The organism is Corynebacterium sp. DNF00584 (assembly GCF_001552965.1).
GTDB classification, from domain to species: domain Bacteria; phylum Actinomycetota; class Actinomycetes; order Mycobacteriales; family Mycobacteriaceae; genus Corynebacterium; species Corynebacterium phoceense.
In genome coordinates, this window is record NZ_KQ959738.1 from 50,893 (window position 1) to 68,812 (window position 17,920).

The 17,920-nt window shown below is 64.4% G+C and carries 24 protein-coding genes; 13 read left to right on the forward strand and 11 right to left on the reverse strand.

Translation table 11 applies throughout. The features are described from left to right. Positions 1-65 precede the first annotated feature (65 nt). From HMPREF0307_RS04125 to rpmB, 6 genes are all read right to left on the reverse strand, one after another. Positions 66-794, reverse strand: coding sequence for a TetR/AcrR family transcriptional regulator (locus tag HMPREF0307_RS04125; protein ID WP_066487827.1), 729 nt, complete (start codon positions 792-794; stop codon positions 66-68). A gap of 69 nt (positions 795-863) precedes the next feature. Then, on the reverse strand, positions 864-1,634 hold the full coding sequence (locus tag HMPREF0307_RS04130; protein ID WP_066487831.1) for a hypothetical protein: 771 nt from the start codon (positions 1,632-1,634) through the stop codon (positions 864-866). A 175-nt stretch (positions 1,635-1,809) separates the two neighbouring features. Next, complete coding sequence (gene rpsR, locus HMPREF0307_RS04135; protein WP_066487956.1) at positions 1,810-2,058, reverse strand: 30S ribosomal protein S18; 249 nt, start codon at positions 2,056-2,058, stop codon at positions 1,810-1,812. Positions 2,059-2,079: 21 nt separating this feature from the next. Beyond that, a complete protein-coding gene (gene rpsN, locus HMPREF0307_RS04140; RefSeq protein ID WP_066487833.1) occupies positions 2,080-2,385 on the reverse strand; it encodes a 30S ribosomal protein S14 in 306 nt (101 codons plus the stop codon). 3 nt (positions 2,386-2,388) lie between these two features. Continuing rightward, positions 2,389-2,553, reverse strand: a complete 165-nt coding sequence (gene rpmG / locus HMPREF0307_RS04145; protein WP_066487835.1) for a 50S ribosomal protein L33 — start codon at positions 2,551-2,553, stop codon at positions 2,389-2,391. 3 nt (positions 2,554-2,556) lie between these two features. Then, positions 2,557-2,793 carry a 50S ribosomal protein L28 gene (gene rpmB / locus HMPREF0307_RS04150; protein WP_010187623.1) on the reverse strand — a complete coding sequence of 79 codons (237 nt, stop codon included), beginning with the start codon at positions 2,791-2,793 and terminating at the stop codon, positions 2,557-2,559. 457 nt (positions 2,794-3,250) lie between these two features. On the opposite strand from rpmB, the gene HMPREF0307_RS04155 reads away from it, so the two are divergent. The 7 genes from HMPREF0307_RS04155 to HMPREF0307_RS04185 all read left to right on the forward strand — a co-directional run bounded on the left by HMPREF0307_RS04155 (position 3,251) and on the right by HMPREF0307_RS04185 (position 8,657). Further along, positions 3,251-3,523, forward strand: a complete 273-nt coding sequence (locus HMPREF0307_RS04155; protein ID WP_066487837.1) for a type B 50S ribosomal protein L31 — start codon at positions 3,251-3,253, stop codon at positions 3,521-3,523. 15 nt (positions 3,524-3,538) lie between these two features. Further along, positions 3,539-3,712 (forward strand): 50S ribosomal protein L32, encoded by a 174-nt coding sequence (gene rpmF / locus HMPREF0307_RS04160; RefSeq protein WP_066487839.1) that lies wholly within the window; start codon positions 3,539-3,541, stop codon positions 3,710-3,712. 229 nt (positions 3,713-3,941) lie between these two features. Further along, positions 3,942-4,643 (forward strand): response regulator transcription factor, encoded by a 702-nt coding sequence (locus HMPREF0307_RS04165; protein ID WP_066487841.1) that lies wholly within the window; start codon positions 3,942-3,944, stop codon positions 4,641-4,643. Beyond that, entirely contained in the window at positions 4,640-6,178 is a 1,539-nt protein-coding gene (locus HMPREF0307_RS04170; RefSeq protein WP_066487844.1) for a HAMP domain-containing sensor histidine kinase, read from the forward strand. The genes HMPREF0307_RS04165 and HMPREF0307_RS04170 overlap by 4 nt, the downstream gene beginning before the upstream one ends. A gap of 111 nt (positions 6,179-6,289) precedes the next feature. After that, a complete protein-coding gene (locus HMPREF0307_RS04175) occupies positions 6,290-7,780 on the forward strand; it encodes a S1C family serine protease (protein WP_082723224.1) in 1,491 nt (496 codons plus the stop codon). A gap of 121 nt (positions 7,781-7,901) precedes the next feature. Then, positions 7,902-8,438, forward strand: a complete 537-nt coding sequence (locus HMPREF0307_RS04180; RefSeq protein ID WP_066487966.1) for a MogA/MoaB family molybdenum cofactor biosynthesis protein — start codon at positions 7,902-7,904, stop codon at positions 8,436-8,438. A gap of 9 nt (positions 8,439-8,447) precedes the next feature. Next, a complete protein-coding gene (locus HMPREF0307_RS04185; protein WP_066487847.1) occupies positions 8,448-8,657 on the forward strand; it encodes a hypothetical protein in 210 nt (69 codons plus the stop codon). Positions 8,658-8,898: 241 nt separating this feature from the next. On the opposite strand, the gene mscL is transcribed toward HMPREF0307_RS04185, so the two are convergent. The 3 genes from mscL to HMPREF0307_RS04200 form a co-directional block, all read right to left on the reverse strand. Further along, positions 8,899-9,369, reverse strand: coding sequence for a large conductance mechanosensitive channel protein MscL (gene mscL, locus HMPREF0307_RS04190; protein ID WP_066487850.1), 471 nt, complete (start codon positions 9,367-9,369; stop codon positions 8,899-8,901). A 189-nt stretch (positions 9,370-9,558) separates the two neighbouring features. Next, a complete protein-coding gene (locus tag HMPREF0307_RS04195) occupies positions 9,559-10,284 on the reverse strand; it encodes an SAF domain-containing protein (protein ID WP_066487858.1) in 726 nt (241 codons plus the stop codon). A 53-nt stretch (positions 10,285-10,337) separates the two neighbouring features. Continuing rightward, positions 10,338-10,916 carry a 5-formyltetrahydrofolate cyclo-ligase gene (locus HMPREF0307_RS04200; protein WP_231725038.1) on the reverse strand — a complete coding sequence of 193 codons (579 nt, stop codon included), beginning with the start codon at positions 10,914-10,916 and terminating at the stop codon, positions 10,338-10,340. A gap of 58 nt (positions 10,917-10,974) precedes the next feature. Here HMPREF0307_RS04200 and HMPREF0307_RS04205 point away from each other — a divergent pair, with 58 nt between their 5' ends. From HMPREF0307_RS04205 to glpR, 4 genes are all read left to right on the forward strand, one after another. Beyond that, positions 10,975-11,901, forward strand: coding sequence for a UTP--glucose-1-phosphate uridylyltransferase (locus tag HMPREF0307_RS04205; protein WP_066487861.1), 927 nt, complete (start codon positions 10,975-10,977; stop codon positions 11,899-11,901). 27 nt (positions 11,902-11,928) lie between these two features. After that, positions 11,929-13,245 carry a molybdotransferase-like divisome protein Glp gene (glp, locus tag HMPREF0307_RS04210; protein WP_066487870.1) on the forward strand — a complete coding sequence of 439 codons (1,317 nt, stop codon included), beginning with the start codon at positions 11,929-11,931 and terminating at the stop codon, positions 13,243-13,245. Beyond that, positions 13,246-13,929, forward strand: coding sequence for a GNAT family N-acetyltransferase (locus HMPREF0307_RS04215; RefSeq protein WP_066487873.1), 684 nt, complete (start codon positions 13,246-13,248; stop codon positions 13,927-13,929). A gap of 164 nt (positions 13,930-14,093) precedes the next feature. Continuing rightward, positions 14,094-15,383, forward strand: coding sequence for a divisome protein SepX/GlpR (gene glpR / locus HMPREF0307_RS04220; RefSeq protein WP_066487878.1), 1,290 nt, complete (start codon positions 14,094-14,096; stop codon positions 15,381-15,383). Between the two features lie 77 nt (positions 15,384-15,460). On the opposite strand, the gene HMPREF0307_RS04225 is transcribed toward glpR, so the two are convergent. Continuing rightward, the gene (locus HMPREF0307_RS04225; RefSeq protein WP_230384254.1) at positions 15,461-16,201 is read right to left on the reverse strand and encodes a DNA-3-methyladenine glycosylase I; all 741 of its coding nucleotides are present in this window, start codon (positions 16,199-16,201) and stop codon (positions 15,461-15,463) included. A gap of 51 nt (positions 16,202-16,252) precedes the next feature. Continuing rightward, positions 16,253-16,729 carry a methylated-DNA--[protein]-cysteine S-methyltransferase gene (locus HMPREF0307_RS04230; RefSeq protein ID WP_066487880.1) on the reverse strand — a complete coding sequence of 159 codons (477 nt, stop codon included), beginning with the start codon at positions 16,727-16,729 and terminating at the stop codon, positions 16,253-16,255. A 43-nt stretch (positions 16,730-16,772) separates the two neighbouring features. Here HMPREF0307_RS04230 and HMPREF0307_RS04235 point away from each other — a divergent pair, with 43 nt between their 5' ends. Both HMPREF0307_RS04235 and HMPREF0307_RS04240 read left to right on the forward strand, forming a co-directional pair. Beyond that, positions 16,773-17,186, forward strand: a complete 414-nt coding sequence (locus tag HMPREF0307_RS04235; RefSeq protein WP_066487980.1) for a DoxX family protein — start codon at positions 16,773-16,775, stop codon at positions 17,184-17,186. After that, entirely contained in the window at positions 17,173-17,865 is a 693-nt protein-coding gene (locus tag HMPREF0307_RS04240; RefSeq protein WP_066487882.1) for a zf-HC2 domain-containing protein, read from the forward strand. The genes HMPREF0307_RS04235 and HMPREF0307_RS04240 overlap by 14 nt, the downstream gene beginning before the upstream one ends. Positions 17,866-17,920: the final 55 nt, after the last annotated feature.

The window sequence follows — 17,920 nt, forward strand, 5'->3', positions numbered from 1 at the left end:
GTGCAACGAAAACGTAAAACGCGCTCGCACCGTGGGGGTGGGAGCGCGCGGGGACTGGCTTGAATTTACTTCGTAGCCTGCTTCTTTGTGGCCTTCTTGGTCTGCTTCTTCGCCGTGGCCGTGGCGATGGAGTCGTTGCGGTTCTTGAGCAACTCGAGGGTGGCCTCGTAACGGTCTTCGGGTGGGGTGGCGCCGAGGGCGGCCAGGGCGGCATCGGCAAGCATGACCGCGGTGTCTGGAATGGACTGGGCCGGCTCATAGGGCGGCGTGCCGTTGTTGGGGCGCATCTCGATAACAGAAAGTGCGATGTGGAAGGGCAGCTCGACGCGCGGGTCATCCTCGCCGACGATGGCGCGGGCGTGGCTACGGAAGTAGTTCTGTAGCGCGGTGCGGGCCTCGTGGTACTCAGAGAACTCCTCCGAGTTGGCGACCGGCAGCTGGTACAGGCGGCCGACGTTCCAACCGCTGGTGAGTAGCAGGCGGGCCTCGGCGGCGACAAGTGCCCAGAGGATGAGCTCCGGTTCGGCTTCCGAGTGGTCGAGCTCCTCGGCCAGACCGAGAGAGGGCTCGATGGTGGAATTCAGGAGCGTGAGGAAGATTTCCGTCTTGGACGGGAAGTGGTAGTACAGCGAGGCCTGACGAATGCCCACGGCTTCCGCGATCTGGTGCGTAGACGTCGTGGCGAAGCCCTGCGTGGTGAAGAGCTCAGCGGATGCGTCGAGGATCTCCTCGCGCGCCGTGCTGCCGCGGCGCCGAGGGCTATGTTTACGCGGCCTACCTACAGCACCTGCCATGGTGGGACGCCTCCTTCCAGAAAACCGTTACTCTTAACACGACTACACTACCCGATAAACAAATAGAATTTAATTCTGGCTTGCCTGCAAGCCATCAAACACGGCGGCGACCATGCGGCAGGCCGCGCCGTAGGCCGTGCGGTCAAGCGGTGGGAGATCGCCCAATCGCAGCGGGTGGCCGTCCACGTGGTCGCGCCAGTTGCGCAGCTCGAGCGCAAGACCGGTTTCCCAGGCCTGCGTGAGCGCGTCGCGCTGGCTGGAGGTGAGAAGCTCACGCTCGTGGCCGATGGCGATGCGGTCTGGCGTGGGACGTGGCGCGGGGGCCGCCCAGCGCGCGATGGCGGCGATGGGGGAGAGTAGGTGTGCGCGCACGTCGACGAGGACGTCGCGATCCGGCAGACCATCCACGACGCGCAGCGGCTGCGGACGTTGCGCGAGTGCCTCCTCGAGTAACTGCTCCTCGCCGCCGGTGCCCACGGGCAGGCCGGCATCGACACGATTGGCGGCGCTGTCCTTGCCCGTCGTGGCCTTGAGTCCGACGGATGCAAATAGCTCTTCGAGGTCTGAGTCTTCACCGAGCCAGTAGATGGTGGTCGTGGGGATGGCGTCGCCCGTGGCCGCCGCTCCGGTGAGCCGGACGGGGGAGTCCAGACCTGGGGAACGGAGGACATCGGCAAGCGCGCGCGAGAACCACGCGGCGAGTGCCACCTCATCCTCGCGGTGGTCGACGGCATTGCGCACAAGGTCCTGTGCCTCCGCGAGAATACCGCGGGCGGCCGCCGGGGACTCGCAACGGGCAGCGAGTTCGCCCAAGTCCACGAGGGAAGGGTGCAATGCCATGTGTCAACGCTCCTTGATTCACTAGGCTCAGGGGGATCTGTGCTAGCAAGAAATAGTAGCACCCCGCAATGCATGCATTGCGGGGCAGAAAGAGAGGTGGAAAAGCACGACATCCCGCCGCCCACGAGGTGGGAAGCGGGATGGGTACAAACGCTGTTGAAACCCTGCTACTGATTTAGCGGGTGGTGAACGGCAGGAGAGCCATTTCGCGAGCGTTCTTCACAGCAGTAGCGACCTGGCGCTGCTGCTGCGGGGTCAGACCCGTGACGCGACGGGAACGGATCTTGTGACGATCCGAGATGAACAGACGCAGGGTCTTGGTGTCCTTGTAGTCAACCTTCTCGATACCCTCTGCCTTGAGCGGGTTCTTCTTCGGGCGACGGGACTGTTCCATGCGGAACTTCTTGGAGTTATTACGCTTCATAGCCATTGGTCGTTTCTCCCTTTACCAGCTGGACTTACGAACGCCCGGCAGCTCACCACGGTGAGCCATGCCGCGCATACGGACACGGGACAGACCGAACTTGCGGAGGTAGCCGCGCGGACGACCATCGGCCGAGTCGCGGTTACGCACGCGAGACGCGGAAGCGTCGCGCGGCTGACGGTTGAGCTCGAACTGTGCGTCCAAGCGGTCCTCGTCAGAGGTGTTCGGGTTCTTGATGATGGCCTTGAGCTCAGCGCGACGCTCCGCGTAGCGGGCGACGATTTCCTTGCGCTGCTCGTTCTTGGCGATCTTAGACTTCTTAGCCATAGATTAACGCTCCTCGCGGAATTCGACGTGCTTGCGGGCGATCGGATCGTACTTCTTCATGGAGATACGATCCGGATTGTTGCGCTTGTTCTTACGGGTCACGTAGGTGTAACCGGTGCCCGCAGTGGACTTCAGCTTGATGATCGGGCGAATGTCATTACGTGCCATCGGTTAGATCTTCTCCCCACGGGCGCGGATCTTCGCAACGACGGACTCGATGCCGTCGCGGTCAATGATCTTCATGCCCTTAGTAGAAACGGTCAGGGTGATGGTGCGGCCCTCGGAGGGCAGGTAGTAGCGACGACGCTGCACATTGGGGTTCCAACGGCGCGACGTGCGGCGGTGCGAGTGCGAGACCTGCTTGCCGAATTCCGGCTTGCGGCCCGTTACCTGGCAAATAGCCGACATGGGTCTTCTTTCTCCTAGCCGCCCACATCATGGCTTTGTTTGTCCGGCATGTATCTGCGTGAGGGGCAGCGCGCTTTAAAGTGAGGTAAGCGGCGGAACATGCTGGGCAAAACGCCAGTAGACGGGGCGTTATACGTACATTGTGACAACAGCAAGGGGAAAGTCTACCGTTCGAGACGTCAATTACCTAATCGCGCCGTAGCGCAGCGTGTGCGGAGGCGATTTCTTTTAAGGTCGTGTGACCTGTATGATTGTTCAAGTTGTCGACGCGCGGGTGCTTGGCTCCTCTTTACTTAAAGGGGTACCACACCGTGTGTTCGATATCTTTAGTACACGACATACATCCCAACTCGGGCACGATCCTTGGATGCGCGTGCTGCCGGCTGGCTCCAGTGGGGCTGCGCGGCGAAGCCTCGCAAGGAACCGACCCGTAGTTCAACCCTGAGGGAAGATATATATGAAGAAGGATATCCACCCGGATTACCACCCGGTGGTCTTCCAGGACGCTGGCACTGGCCACAAGTTCCTGACCAAGTCCACTGCCTCCTCCGACCGCACCGTCGAGTGGGAAGATGGCAACGAGTACCCGCTCATCGTCGTTGACGTGACGAGCGAGTCCCACCCGTTCTGGACCGGTGCACAGCGCGTCATGGACACCGCTGGCCGCGTCGAGAAGTTCAACCAGCGCTTCGGTGGCATGGCCCGCCGTAAGAAGAAGTCTGCGAAGTAAGGAGGATAGTAGAAAATGGCAACTCCTAAGTTCAAGATGTCCCGCGCGAACACGCGCGCTCGCCGCTCCCAGTGGAAGGCTGACAACGTCGCCCTTCAGGAAGTGAAGATTGACGGCCAGACCGTGCGCATCCCGCGCCGTCTGGTGAAGGCCGCGAAGCTCGGCCTCATCGACGTCGAGCAGTTCTAGTTTTGCAGGGTTATGTGCCCTGTAGTAAAAACTAGTTGACGCCTCACCTTTTGGGGGTGGGGCGTTTCTGTATTTTCGGTCGAACCTTGCACCTTAATAGTCGTATCTCTAAGGTTGTGTTTGGTCAGATGAGCTTTATGGGACGTCATCGTCGTACCGCGCCGATCGCTATCCTTAATAAAGGCTTTGGACTTCGAAAACCCAGTGTAGATAAGGAATAATGGCGCCTATGAAAATTTTGGTCGTCGATGACGAACAGGCAGTGCGTGAATCGCTGCGCCGCTCATTGAGCTTTAACGGATATGAAGTCCTCCTCGCGTCCGATGGCGCTGAGGCGATAACGATCGTCCAGGACGAGAACCCGGACATCATGGTTCTTGACGTCAACATGCCGAACATGGATGGTCTCGAGGTCTGTCGCACGCTGCGTAGCGAAGGCTGGGGTCGTCCGATTCTCATGCTCACTGCGCGTGACGGTGTCTCTGATCGTGTCGCTGGTCTCGACGCTGGCGCGGACGATTACCTGCCCAAGCCTTTCGCTCTCGAGGAGCTCTTGGCTCGCGTGCGTTCCCTCGTCCGGCGTGCCGCGGCTGATGCGAACGCGAGCTCCCGCCCGGCGGCGAGCACCAAGCTGGCGTTCGAGGACCTCAAGCTCGACGGGGACACACGCGAGGTCTCGCGCGGCGACCGCGCCATTTCGCTCACTCGCACGGAATTCTCTTTGCTGAAGCTGCTTATGGAGAACCCGCGCAAGGTGCTCTCTCGTAACACCATCCTCGAAGAGGTGTGGGGCTACGACTTCCCAACCTCCGGCAACGCACTCGAGGTCTACATCGGCTACCTGCGTAAGAAGACGGAGGCGGGCAACGAGCCACGTCTCATCCACACCGTGCGTGGCGTGGGCTACGTGCTGAGGGAGACGACTCCGTGATTCTGAGGAAGCCCGCGCCTGACGCTGTGGCTTCCGCTGAATCTGGATTTGATCCGCGTACCGAGCCCTGGGGCGAGGCGAGCGGATGGGAGCAGCGGGCGCCACTGAAGTGGCGCCTGTCACTTGTGACGGGCGTGGTCGTCGCCATCGTCGTGACCATCACGACCTTGGCGACGTACGCGGCCGTGTCTGCAATGCTCACCGCGAACGTGGATCGCATGCTTGGGCGTGACGTGACCTCGCTCCTCGAGACCACGATGAAGTTGGAATCGAACGAGCAGATTACCCAAGTCATCGACTCCTACAAGGCCTATCACCCGGACACCCGCGTGGCGTTTTCACCGCCTAACTGGGCTTTCGTGTACGGCGACTCGATACCCGTGGGCGGTGAATTTAGCTTTTCGGGCGCTGGGTCCTCCACGTCCGTGCGCACCGTGGGCGGTGAGCGCATCGTGGCCAAACGGCACGACAATGGCTCGCTCGTTGTCGTGGCCCGTGATTTGACGGATATCAACGCGCTTATCACGACGCTGGGAACGGTCCTCGTTGTCATTACGGCATTGGGCATCCTTGCCGCCATCCTTGCTGGCATGTGGGTCTCGAAGTCCGGTCTGCGGCCGATTACGCGCCTGCAGAAGGCCGCTGACTACGTGACGCAGACGGGCGACCTTCGTCCCATCCTTGTGGTGGGTAGCGATGAGATGGCGCAGCTCACCATCTCCTTCAACGAGATGCTCGTGGCGCTGCAGGAGTCTCGCAAGCGCCAATCCCAGTTCGTGGCCGACGCCGGCCACGAGCTCAAGACGCCCCTGACGTCTATGCGTACCAATATCGAGCTACTCATGATGCTCAACCGCCCGGGCACGACGGCCAATATCTCCGACCAAGACCGCAAGGACTTGGAAGACGACGTGTTGGCGCAGATGACGGAGCTGTCCACGCTCATCGGCGATCTCGTTGACTTGGCGCGCGAGGACGCGGCCGAGAAGCAAACCGAGACCGTCGAGCTTCACGAGGTGCTGGAAACCTCCCTCGAGCGTGCACGCCGCCGCCGTCCGGACGTGGACTTCAAGATCCGCATTTCGCCGTGGATCATGGAGGGCGACCAGTTCGCCTTGGGCCGCGCGACGCTCAACCTCATGGACAACGCAGCCAAGTGGTCGCCGCCGCAAGGCACCGTGCGCGTGTCCATGCGCCAAATCAGCGACTACGAAATGCGCCTGCGCGTCGACGACTCGGGCCCCGGCATTCCCGTCGAGGATCGCGAGAAGGTCTTCGAGCGTTTCTATCGTTCCGCCGAGGCACGGTCTATGCCGGGCTCCGGTCTAGGCCTGGCCATCGTGAAGCAGGTTATCGAGCGTCACGAGGGCACGATTACTGTGCGCGAGTCCGCAGATGGCGGCACGCGCATGGAGGTGATCGTCCCAGGCCACCCAGGTGATGGCGAGGTCTACGAGGACGCCGGCGTCGACGCAGGAGAAACTGCCAGCGAGCGCAAGGAAGAATTCGCCAAGCGGTGGTTTAACCAGCGCTAATCTCCCGGCGCGCGGGCAGCCACAAGGCCCACAGTTTATTGCCAGTATTTCTAAGCGGACTCGCAGATTAGTTGCAGAGTTGGCTCAGCCATTCGTTGCACAATAAGTCGCATGACTTTCTGGAACAAGAACCAGAGCGAGCCGCAGGACGGCCACTCGGCGGATAATAGCGATATCACGAACTCTCACGCAGCAGAGGACACAGAGCGCGTAGCGGATAAGGAGCCCTATGGCTCCGAGGCTCATTATGGTTCGACGGCAACCCCGGCAGGGGATGCCGCAGGTTCCCGTGGTGAGCGCTTCGACGAGACCCGCGAGATAGCAGCGCAGGGCCAGCCGAGTCCCACGTATTCGCAGGGCTGGAACCAGCCGCGCACGGAGGATGCGCAGGCAGCTCAGGCGGCGCAATCGGCGCAGCGCCAGCAGCCCTACGCCGCGTGGTTGGGGCAAGGGGCGGGCGCGGGTTACGGCGCCGCCCCCACAGCCGTGGCCCCGCGTGCTGAGAAGTCGAAGAAGTCGGTGAGTCTGCCCGCCGCCTTGGCGCTCATGCTGGCCGGTTCGGTGGCCGCAGGCTCGATTACCGGTGTTGTTGTCTCGAAGAATAGCGATGACTCCGGCACCGCCACCGTCAACGAGGTACTCAACCAGCCGGTGTCGAATACCGAGCCCTCGGGCGATAGTACTAACTCTGACTCCGGCATTGAGGATGTCGCGTCCAAGGTGCTGCCGTCCGTCGTCGCCATTCAGCTCATGACGCGCACCGCTGTCGAGTCGGGCTCCGGCTCCATTATTTCGCCGGACGGCTACGTGCTCACCAACCATCACGTCATCGCGGACGCGAGCCAGGGCGAGCTCGAGGTCACCCTGAACGACGGCTCCAAGCACACCGCGCGGGTGATTGCTTCGGACGCCAACACGGACGTGGGTATTATCAAGATCGACGACGTGCAGGATCTGCCGTACCTCGAGTTCGGCGACTCCTCCTCGCTTAAGGTCGGACAACAGGTCGTCGCCGTGGGCTCCCCGCTGGGGCTAAACGCGACGGTGACCTCGGGTATCGTCTCCGCGCTCAACCGCCCAGTGCGTGCCTCCCAAGAAGGCGGCGAGTCCTCGCTCATCGACGCCATCCAAACGGACGCGGCGGTCAACCCCGGCAACTCCGGCGGCCCGCTCGTGGACATGAACGGCAAGCTCGTGGGCATGAACTCCATGATCGCGTCGCTGTCGTCCGGCTCCTCCTCGTCTGAGGCGGGGTCCATCGGCCTGGGCTTTGCCATCCCGTCCGTCTTTGCGAAGCGCATGGCGGACCAGCTCATCAACAAGGGAGAGGTCACCCACCCCATGCTCGGCGTGCAGGTTGCCGCGCAGCAGCTTTTCGATGGCGCCTATGTCGCCGGCGTCGAGCCGAACAGCCCGGCGGACAAGGCGGGGCTCAAGAAAGGCGACGTTATCACCCGCGTCAACGAACGGCTCATCGATTCTGCTGACTCGCTTATCGCCGCGACCCGTTCCCAGGAATTCGGCGCCACCGTTACCCTCGAGGTCACCTCCGAAGGGGAGGATTCTCCGCGACAGGTAGAGGTAACCCTCACGAGCGAGTAAATTAAGGAACACCGTACATCCCCTAAGAAGAGGAGGGCGCATGACGTCTCCCGTAGACACCCCGCACGCTGGCGATCCACTGGCCGGCTTGGATCTGGACGCCCAGTCCTCGCAGGCGCTCATGGACATCGCCGAGCCGGATGATGATTTCCTCATCGCCACGGAGCGTGAATCCCGCGCTCAGGCCCCGCGCCGCGCGCTCGCTGTCCTCATCACGGACCACCCGGATGAGATGACGGATGAGACCACCCGTCTCGTCACCGAGCTGCTCGTCGAGGCCGAGTTCCAGGTCGATGGGTGCCTCGTGGTGAAGTCGAAGAAGTCCAAGATTCGCCAGGCCATCGAGACCGCCGTCGTGGGCGGCGTCGATCTCGTGGTGACCGTCGGCGGCACAGGCGTGGGCCCGCGCGATAAGACGCCGGAGGCTACCCGCGACGTCCTCGACCAGATGGTTCCAGGCATCGCCCAGGCCCTGCGCTCCTCGGGCCAGGCCTGTGGCGCCGTCGACGCGTGCGTGTCCCGCGGCATCGCCGGTGTGTCCGGCTCCACCGTCGTGGTGAACTTGGCGTCCTCGCGTGCGGCCCTGCGCGATGGCATGGCCACCCTGCCGGCGCTCGTCCACCACCTCGTGGACCAGCTCCAGCGCTACAGCGTCTAGGAGGCAGCTATGACTCAGCCCCGCAAGCGTCGGCGCGCGACACGGCTTTCCGATGCCCCCAACTACGACCGCACCGCCGACCGTCCACCGTTCCAGTCGGCCTTTGGCCCCGACGGCGAGCGCGCCGTGCCCGTCGACGATGAAGCCGCTGCGGCAGGGGAGGAACTCACCGGCGAGGAGTTCTACCGCGCGCAACAGCCGCCGCACTACGGCGCCTAAACCCCTGCCCGAATCCTGTGCGCCAGATCGTCCTCACTGAAATCTCCGTTCCGACGACGGCACTGTCCCGAAAGCAATAATCCCAGGTCGCGAAGAATTTCTCCCGCGAAGGAGAAGGCCGCGACCAGGGCACATGGCTTTCGGGACAGTGCTTTTGTGTGTCGCGCATAGAAAAGACCCGGGTGCTCTTCGTAGCAGAAGAGCGCCCGGGCTTGGTGCGGCAGCGCGAGTGCGCGGCTACTTATGCCTGGTGACGGCCACCGTCGAGATCGGTCTCGCGGTTGTTGGTGGCCTTCTCGTCGTACGAGACGGCGCCAGCCTTGTTAGCCTCGAGCAGGTCGCGGATCTCGGTGAGGAGCTCCTCGGTGGTCGGAGCCGGTTCCTCCGGGTCGATGCCCTTGCGACGCTGAGCGGCCTCGTTGAACTTGTTCATCGGCATGATGATGATGAAGTACACAACGGCGGCGACGATAAGGAAGTTCAGAGCAGCGGTGATGATGGCGCCGAGGTCGACGAGGGTAGCCTCGTTGCCCTCGCGGAGGTGGTAGGCGAAACCATTAACGTTGGCACCGCCGAAGAGGGCGATGATCGGGTTGATGAGGTGATCGGACACGGCGGTGACGATGGCCGTGAACGCAGAACCGATAATGACGGCGGTAGACAGTTCGATGACGTTGCCGCGGAGAATGAAGTCCTTAAAACCCTTGAGCATGGGGTTCCTTTCCATAAAAATATCCGGAATCGTCTCGTTTAGTGGAAATGATTACCGGAGCATAGATTTCTTAACTTGGTAGAAGTGTAGGTTAAGCACGGCAGCAATGCTATTTATCCTCCCTGTATGCCACCTGTACGCCGCTGTGCCCGACGTAAATTCCTGCAAAAAATTTCTCAGGATTTGAGATCATCCCGTCGCTCGGGGCCCGGTGATGACGACTGTAAGGGGTCCGCTGAGGCTCGCCGCGGCGACGCGGTCAGCCTCCGTGGCGGGCAGCGCTACGAGAATCGTTCCGGGGCGCGCCTGCCCCTTACCGCCCTCGGGTAGCGCCGTCGCCACGACCCTGCCACCTGCAGCGACGAGCGCCGCTGCACTCGTCTCTGGAGTCCCATCAGTCACAGGAATTCCGTCGTCCGGACCGGCGCCCGCGACCCCAGCACCGGGTGGCGCGGCGGCCGCCGTCACGATGCTTACGGTGTCGCCGTGGTGGAGCAACGCCGCGATGTCGGGCTCGGCCAGTTTGAGAGGCACCATGTGCAATCCTGGGTCCGAAAAACTTTGTGTGGTATCACTCACCCCCAGCAATCGGGCGGGCGTGAGGACCTCACCAACGCTGCCCGCGGCGACGAGCACGGAGCCCGCCGGAGTGTCCTCCGGTCCCAGTGCTGCGGCGGGAATCACTTCCTTGGGCACGCGGCGCAGTTCGACGTCGCCGTCGCCCACCACCGAGCCCGCCGGGACGTCACGGGCAAAAACGTAGACCTGCGGGTGCTCGCGCACACTGGCGGCCGCGCTGAGCCCCGCCGCGAGCACGAGCGCCCCTGCGAACCCGCGGCGCAGGATGAGCGTGCGCCCGCGCCCCGGCGTGGACAACTGTTGGCGCGCATGCGCGAGTCGAATGGAAAGCTTCATGCCTCATTAGACTGCGCGCTCCGCCCAAAGGTTCCCGCCGCGGCGGAGGAGTTCTAGGACAGCGGCAGCGCGCGTACGCCCGACTGCGTAAGTACCGCGTTCATCACGGCATCGTGCGGCTCGGCGGGGACGTCCTCGCGCACCTCGTCGTCGAAGACAAGGACGAGGGTGTCCGTGTCCACGCCCGCGAGCGCGCGATCGTAGTAGCCCGCGCCCTTGCCCATGCGCACCCCGGCGGGGGAGACCGCGAGTGCTGGCACGAAGATAAGGTCCAACTCGGCCAGCAGGCTCGAGTCGCGGCGCGGGCCCGTGGGCTCGCCAATCCCTAGCGCGCCCGGGGCGAGCGACTCGGCGCCTTCGTAGCGTGCCCAGAGGAGCTGGCCGTCGTCGCCGGAGATGGGCAGCCATACCTCGGCCGCGCTGGCGTAGAGGGTCTCGGTAAACGCCGCGCCACCAGGTTCTGAGCCCAGCGGAGCGTAGGCCGCGACGCGCAGACCCGCGGCGCGGCGTGCGGCCTCGGCGGCGATGGCGTCATTCGCCGCGGCAAATGAGGGGGTCGCGGCGAACGCGCGGCGTGCTGCGGTGAGCTCGGTGCGCAGGCGCTTCTTCGACTCAAATTTTGCGTCAATCACACCGTAAAACAGTAGTCGGTTCACAAGATGAGAGGGCGTAGCAGGTAGGCTGGCCGTTATGGCTACTACATGTGACGAGGCTCCGCTGGGCGTGAAAACGGTCGTCGTCCCTGCCGCTGGCATGGGCACCCGCTTCCTTCCCGCTACCAAAACGGTGCCTAAAGAACTTCTCCCCGTGGTTGATACCCCGGGTATCGAACTCATCGCAGAGGAGGCCGCGTCTTTGGGCGCAGCCCGTTTGGCGATCATCACCGCTCCCAATAAGCAGGAGGTCATGCGTCATTTCGATGAGTTCCCTGAGCTCGTCGCGACGCTGCAGTCCCGCGGCAAGGATGAGCAGGCCGCCAAGGTCGAGCGCGCCGCGAAGATCATCAAGCCGGTCTCCATCCCGCAGGATAAGCCATTGGGCTTGGGCCACGCTGTGGGCCTGGCCGAGTCCGTTCTCGATGACGACGAGGATTGCTTCGCCGTCATGCTCCCAGACGACATCGTCATGCCCGCCACCGTGCTCGAGGACATGGCGCGCGTGCGCCGTGAGCTGGGGGGCTCCGTGCTGTGCGCCGTCGAGGTCTCGCGCGAAGAGACGTTCAACTACGGCGTCTTCGAGGTCGAAGACACGGACAACGACAACGTGAAGAAGGTCGTGGGCATGGTGGAAAAGCCAGAGCCCAAGGACGCCCCGTCCAACCTCGTGGCCACCGGCCGCTACCTGCTTGACCGCAAGATCTTTGATGCCCTGCGCAAGATCACTCCGGGCAAGGGCGGCGAGCTGCAGCTTACCGACGCCATCGATCTGCTCATCGACGCCGGCGAGCCCGTCCACGTGGTCATCCACCACGGCACGCGCCACGATCTCGGTAACCCGGGCGGTTACATTCCGGCATGTGTCGATTTTGGTCTGCGTTCGGACAAATACGGCCCGGCGCTGTATAAATCACTCAAGGCTATCTTGGCTTCTTATGAAGCCGAGCACGCTGCTGAGTAACACCTTTCGATAGGAGATGGATCATCCATGCGTTCAGTTGAGGAACAGCTAGAGCTCATCACACAGGTGGCGGTCACCCCGGAACCCGTGCGTATCGCGATTGCGAATGCTTTAGGCCTCATGAGCGCCGAGGAGGTCCAAGCCAATGAGCCGCTGCCGGGCTTCCCGCAGGCGGCCATCGACGGGTACGCGGTGCGTGCCGTCGACATCGGCGGCGAGAAGGGCCTTTCCGCACGCCGTCCCGCTCCCGAGGCGGAGGCCGAGGGTGAGGAGGGCGCGGCGGCGCAGGAGGCGGCATCGGCAAGCTCGGTGGAGCGCTCCCTGCCCGTCGTGGGCGAGGTCCCCGCGGGCTCGCGCCAGCCGCTGCGTCTGCAGCCCAAGCAGGCTGTGCGCGTCTATACCGGCGCGCCGTTGCCCACGCTTGCCGATGCCGTCCTTCCGCTGGAATGGACCGACCGCGGGCGCAAGCGCGTCACAGCGTTGCGTCCCGTGCGCTCCGGTGACTTCGTGCGCGGCGTGGGCGACGATATCCAGCCCGGCGATGTCGCGGTGAGTTCCGGCACGGTGCTCACCCCGGCGCACATCGGGCTGCTCGCGGCCGTGGGTCGCAGTAAGGTGCTCGTCTATCCGCGCCCGCGCGTGACGATCATTTCTTATGGCAAGGAACTCGTCGATATCGACAAGGAGACCGGCTTGGGCCAGGTCTACGACGTCAATTCCTATGCGCTCGCGGCGGCGGCGAAGGAGGCCGGAGCGGATGTGCACCGCGTGGGCCTCGTGGAGGGCGAGCCGCGCCGTATTCGCGAAACCATTGAGACGCACGTTGCGCGTTCGGAAATCGTGGTCATCTCCGGTGCCGTGGGCGGCGCTGGCGCCGACGAAATCCGTAAGGTCCTCGACCAGCTCGGCGATATCGATACGACGCGCGTGGCCATGCATCCGGGCTCGGTCCAGGGCTTTGGCGTGCTGGGCGAGTCCCGTGTGCCGACGTTCCTCGTGCCGTCCAATACGGTCTCCGCGCTCGTCATCTTTGAGGTCTTCGTGCGCCCGCTCATTCGCTTGAGCCTGGGCAAGCGCGTCGGTGCGCGCCGCGTCGTGCGTGCCCGTGCGCTCAACCACATCGAGTCGCGTCCCGGCCGCCGCGGCTACATCCGTGCGCGGCTCATGCGCGACGCCCAGACAGCGGACTACCTCGTGGAAGGCCTGGGAGGTGCTGCGGGTGCCCCCGCGCACCTGCTCGCGGGCCTGTCTCACGCCAACGCGATCATCCGCGTGCCGGAAGACGCCACGGATATTCGCCCGGGCGATGTGGTCGACGTCCTGTTCATTACGCAGCGCAACTAGATGTGGAATTTCTTTGGCCGTCGCTTCGATACCCCGGCGACTGGCCCCACTGATACGTATCACCCCGGCTGGCCGGAGGCGACGCCTGCCGTGCGCATTCCCGGCGGCGAGCTCGTGCAGCTGCGCCCCGTGCTCAGTCGCGATGGCGAGAACTGGCGCCAAATGCGCGTGCTCGACGAGTGCTATCTGCGCCCCGTCGAACCCACCGCGCCAACGGGCTGGGAGGCCGCGCACACGCGTGCGGCGTGGCACAATCACCTGTCCTTCCTGCGGTCCTCGGCCCGGGAGGGAAGCATCGTCCCACTTGCTATCACCGTAGGGGGTGACTTTGCGGGCCAAGTGACGCTGGGCAATATCCAACACGGCGCCATCCGCGAATGCTGGATTGGCTACTGGGTCTTCTCCGCGTTCCAGGGTGCCGGCGTGGCCACGGCCGCGTGCGCTCTAGGGGTCGACCATGCCTTTGATCGGGTGGGCCTCCACCGCGTCACGGCGACGTATATGCCGGGCAACCCCGCCTCGGGCGCGGTGCTTCACCACTGCGGCTTCCGCGACGAGGGCTACCTGCGCCGCAACCTCCACATCGACGGCGAGTGGCACGACCATCACCTCGTGGCCATCAACATCGATGACTACGACTCGACGGCCGCGGCACGGCTGCGTGCGGCGGGCCGGATCCTCTAGTGCGCCACGGGTGACTGCGGCGCGACACGGCGCGACGCGGGGACACCCGATCGACACACGAGTCACAAGCTTCACGACCTCGGCGTGTCGGCGCTGCGCTCCCCGCATAAGCGTGTATGTAGCACTAGACTTTTCGCCAACTGTCCGTCTAGGGAAGGTGCTCCATGTCCACCGGTGCCATCATCGTCCTCATCATCGTGGTGTGGCTATTTCTGCTTGCGCCGTGGCTGCTGCGCTCGCAGCGTCCCGTCAAGCACACCGGCGAGGCCTTTGACGACACGCGCGTGCTCTTCAACGGCGACTCCGGCGAGGTCCTCGGCTCGCGTCGCCCGCGCCTGAGCCCCCGCGACGTCCACGTCTCCGCTGATGAGCTCGATGCGGTCAACGAGTACGCGGATGACGCCGTCGCACACGACGACGCACCCGTTGACTTCAGCGAAGGCAACCTGGACGAGGCGCGCTCCCGTGATGACGCGCACGCCAGCGAAGACGGCTCCCTCATGACCATCAAGCGCGCGGCCGCTAATGCGAAGGCCGCTGCGGGTGCTCGGTTCCGTCGCGGCACCGAGCGTGACGCTGACGTCGCTTCCGACGACGCCGAAGATGATGCGCTCGTCGACGAACCGGTCTTTGAAGAGTCCATGGCCGACGCGAAGAACGCGCCCGAGCTCGACGTCGTCGCCGACGAGGTCGAGGTCTTCACGGCCCCGGCACCTGAGGCCGCTGAGGACGCCTACGCCTACGACGACTCCTATACCTCGCCAGTGGACCTGCTGTACCCGGGCGCCGTTGATCCCGCGCCCGCCGTTGACGCCGAGGTTGAGTCTGAAGCAGATCCTGTCGGGGGTGACAGCGCCGACGCAGAAGCAGAAGTTGCCGAGGAAGCTCAGGCTGACACCGCGGAGACCGAGGGCGAAGCGCACGAGGAGTCGGACACTGACCTGTCGAACGATGAGCTCGAGTTCGCGCAGCGTCGCCTGGGCCGCGGCGGCTGGGACCCGGTCGCGGATTCTGCGGCGCGCGTGACGCGCTATCAGCGCCGCCAGCGCGTGCTTGTGTTGTTCGCGGTACTCGACGTCGCCGCGGTGGCGCTTGGCATCGTGGTCGGCGGCTGGACCTGGTGGATCGCCGCCATCCTGGGCATCGCGACCGTCGCGTACCTCGTGGCACTGCGCAACCAGACACGCGCGGAGACCGAGCTGCGCCGCCGCCGCGTCAAGGCCCTACGTCGCGCGCGCTTGGGCGTGCGCACGGCTCAGGACGAGGAGCTCGCCATCCCGCGTAAGCTGCGTCGCCCGGGCGCGGTGGTCCTCGAGGTCGATGACGAGAGCCCCGACTTCGACTTCCTGCCGGTCTACGATCTGCGCGGACCCGGCGACGATGACTTGGGCGGCGCCCACGTGGTCAACCGCCGCGAGCTGCGCGACGAGCTCTCCGCACGCCGCGCCGGTTAACCCGTTCCTTGCAAGAATCCCCTCTGCGAACGCTTCGCAGAGGGGATTCTTGCAAGGAACGGGTAGCCCGCCAGAGACTAGAACTCCGGAACGTTCCAGAGTCCGGAGGTGCCGCGGCGGTGTGAGCCGAGCAGGTGCGTGTCGACCATGCCCACGGCCTCCATAAGCGCGAAGCACGTCGTGGGCCCGACGAAGGTGAAGCCGGCCTTCTTCAGTGCGCGAGCCATGGCGCGTGATTCGGTGGACGTGGACGGTACCTCATCCGCGGTGCGGGGAGCGGGAGTCTCGTTTGGGCGGAAGGACCACAGGAGGTCCGGGAGTCCGCCTTCTTCGCGCAGCGCCACGGTGGCGCGGGCGTTGGTGATCGCGGCCTCGATCTTGCGGCGGTTGCGGATGATGGCGGCATTATTCATGAGACGCTCGACGTCGTTCTCGTCGAAGGCGGCGACGGCGTCGGGGACGAAATCCGCAAAAGCTTTGCGGAAGGCGGGACGCTTGTGGAGGACCGTGGCCCACGACAGTCCGGACTGGAAGCCCTCGAGAACGAGGCGTTCGAAGAGTCCGCGCTCGTCGTAGACCGGCATGCCCCATTCCGTGTCGTAGTACTGCATGAGGACAGGATCCGTCGCCGCCCAGACGGGGCGGGCCAGGCCGTCGGTGCCCACGATGAGCGAGACCGGCGGCTCCGAGGCTGCGGCGGGAAAATCGGGCACGGGGTGGAGATGCGGACGGCGAGCGTCGGCGTCGGCGTCGCAGGCTGGGGCGTAAGCGGGGTCGAAGTCGGGGTGGTCGTTGTTGTGAGTCATGTAATCGTTCATGTTCCTATTGGACTGCGTATGACGCCACAAGGTTCCCTGAGCGGTGTCGGGTCAGCGCGCGGCGTGGGCGGACTCGTGTTCGAGGAGCCAGCGTTTGGCAGCGTCGCCGCCGAGGTAGTGGCCGAGCTGGCCGTCGGAGCGCACCACACGATGGCAGGGCACGACGATGGGGTACGGGTTGGTGCGGCAGGCCGTGCCGGCGGCACGGGAGGCGCGGGCGTTGCCGGCGGCATCGGCAAGCTGGGCGTAGGTGCGGCGCTCGCCGTAGGGGATATGGGAAAGGTGCGCCTGGCAGCTGGCGTGGAAGCCCGCGCGAGCGGGCGCGAGCGGTAAGTCGAAGTCCTGGCGGGTGCCAGCGAAGTATTCCTCGAGCTGACGGACGGCCTCCTCAAGAAGCGGCGTGCGGCAGCCCATGGCGCCTTCCGGCAGATATTCGTCAAAGCGGATGTGGAGCAGGTGCTCCTCGTCCGCGATGAGCGTGAGCGGGCCAATCGGGGTGTCGAGTTGTGTCCAGAACATCTGCGTCATGGGCACTCCTTTCGCGGCGGGGGTTACAGGTAGTCTAATCACCATGGATAAACCCGCCGTACGTGATGCCGCACTCCTTGTCTTTCGTGCCCTGCTGGGCGTCATCTTTGTCGCGCACGGTGTGGACAAGATGTTCTTTACCGGCATAGACGCAACGGCCGCGCTCTTTGGACAGTGGGGGATTATCCAGCCCACCCTGTCGGCGTGGCTTACGGCCATCATCGAGATGGTGTGCGGCGCGCTGCTCGTGGTCGGGCTGCTCACCACGGCTGCGGCGGGGGTGCTTGCTGTCGTTATGGCGCTTGCGGGCTACTTCGTGCATCTGAGTCAGGGGCTCTTTGCCACAGACGGTGGCTTTGAGTACCCACTGGTGTTGGTAGGGTCATTGCTGATGATTGTCGTCTTTGGCGCGGGCCGCGCCAGCCTGGATGGAGTGTTGAGCCGTGTTGAAGCATGAGGACGTGCAGGCGGCGATCTCCGCGCGCCTGGACGGCGAGGCCTACGCGCTGGAGGATGACGTCATTGACGCCCACCTCGCGGGCTGCCCCGAGTGCGCCGCCTACGCGGAGAAAGTCTCGACGCTCGCAGGATTCTTAGGTGAGTCGGTTTCGGACGGCATGTCGCCGCCGCAGGATCTTTCGGAGGTTATCCTCGCCGGCGTGGAACCGGAGTGGCGTGCCGTCTCCGCCGCGCGGCAGACGGGCCTGGCAGTAGGCCGCGTGCTCATGGCGCTCATGGGCGTCATCTTCGTCGCGTGGGCCATCGCCGTGGTGGGAAGTTCCTCCGGCGTGGCGCAATGGACGGATGGCGGCACGCTCGATCCAGGAGCCGACCCGGATAAGGCGCGCCTTCTCATCGAGGCCGCCGCCCTGCGCTTTGGCCTGGGCATGGGCTTATTCTACTGCGTGTGGCGCCCCGCGTCCGCGCCGGGCGTGCTGCCCATCGTGGGCACGATGTTCATGTTCCTGCTCGGTTTTGTGGTGCGCGACGTGGCGCTGGGCACACTGGATTCCAGCCAGGTATACGCGCTGCTCTCGCTGGCCGGGGCGATTGCCGCGTTGGTGACCACGTGGCTGGCAGACCGCGGCTATATGCTGCGCGCGCTGTGGAAGCAGGCGGCGGCACAGCCGGCGTAAAACGACTGTGGCCCGCGCTTACCGGAGGGTGGGCGCGGGCCGTAGTCGTTGAGGG

Coding starts and splice junctions, on each gene's coding strand:
- glpR (WP_066487878.1), top strand. CDS start 14,094: ATGTCCACCGGTGCCATCATCGTCCTCATCATCGTGGTGTGGCTATTT.
- rpmB (WP_010187623.1), bottom strand. CDS start 2,793: ATGTCGGCTATTTGCCAGGTAACGGGCCGCAAGCCGGAATTCGGCAAG.
- rpmG (WP_066487835.1), bottom strand. CDS start 2,553: ATGGCACGTAATGACATTCGCCCGATCATCAAGCTGAAGTCCACTGCG.
- HMPREF0307_RS04205 (WP_066487861.1), top strand. CDS start 10,975: ATGGCTACTACATGTGACGAGGCTCCGCTGGGCGTGAAAACGGTCGTC.
- rpsN (WP_066487833.1), bottom strand. CDS start 2,385: ATGGCTAAGAAGTCTAAGATCGCCAAGAACGAGCAGCGCAAGGAAATC.
- HMPREF0307_RS04225 (WP_230384254.1), bottom strand. CDS start 16,201: ATGAACGATTACATGACTCACAACAACGACCACCCCGACTTCGACCCC.
- glp (WP_066487870.1), top strand. CDS start 11,929: ATGCGTTCAGTTGAGGAACAGCTAGAGCTCATCACACAGGTGGCGGTC.
- HMPREF0307_RS04125 (WP_066487827.1), bottom strand. CDS start 794: ATGGCAGGTGCTGTAGGTAGGCCGCGTAAACATAGCCCTCGGCGCCGC.
- HMPREF0307_RS04230 (WP_066487880.1), bottom strand. CDS start 16,729: ATGACGCAGATGTTCTGGACACAACTCGACACCCCGATTGGCCCGCTC.
- HMPREF0307_RS04215 (WP_066487873.1), top strand. CDS start 13,246: ATGTGGAATTTCTTTGGCCGTCGCTTCGATACCCCGGCGACTGGCCCC.
- rpsR (WP_066487956.1), bottom strand. CDS start 2,058: ATGAAGCGTAATAACTCCAAGAAGTTCCGCATGGAACAGTCCCGTCGC.
- HMPREF0307_RS04165 (WP_066487841.1), top strand. CDS start 3,942: ATGAAAATTTTGGTCGTCGATGACGAACAGGCAGTGCGTGAATCGCTG.
- HMPREF0307_RS04155 (WP_066487837.1), top strand. CDS start 3,251: ATGAAGAAGGATATCCACCCGGATTACCACCCGGTGGTCTTCCAGGAC.
- HMPREF0307_RS04180 (WP_066487966.1), top strand. CDS start 7,902: ATGGACATCGCCGAGCCGGATGATGATTTCCTCATCGCCACGGAGCGT.
- mscL (WP_066487850.1), bottom strand. CDS start 9,369: ATGCTCAAGGGTTTTAAGGACTTCATTCTCCGCGGCAACGTCATCGAA.
- HMPREF0307_RS04175 (WP_082723224.1), top strand. CDS start 6,290: ATGACTTTCTGGAACAAGAACCAGAGCGAGCCGCAGGACGGCCACTCG.
- rpmF (WP_066487839.1), top strand. CDS start 3,539: ATGGCAACTCCTAAGTTCAAGATGTCCCGCGCGAACACGCGCGCTCGC.
- HMPREF0307_RS04185 (WP_066487847.1), top strand. CDS start 8,448: ATGACTCAGCCCCGCAAGCGTCGGCGCGCGACACGGCTTTCCGATGCC.
- HMPREF0307_RS04130 (WP_066487831.1), bottom strand. CDS start 1,634: ATGGCATTGCACCCTTCCCTCGTGGACTTGGGCGAACTCGCTGCCCGT.
- HMPREF0307_RS04195 (WP_066487858.1), bottom strand. CDS start 10,284: ATGAAGCTTTCCATTCGACTCGCGCATGCGCGCCAACAGTTGTCCACG.
- HMPREF0307_RS04235 (WP_066487980.1), top strand. CDS start 16,773: ATGGATAAACCCGCCGTACGTGATGCCGCACTCCTTGTCTTTCGTGCC.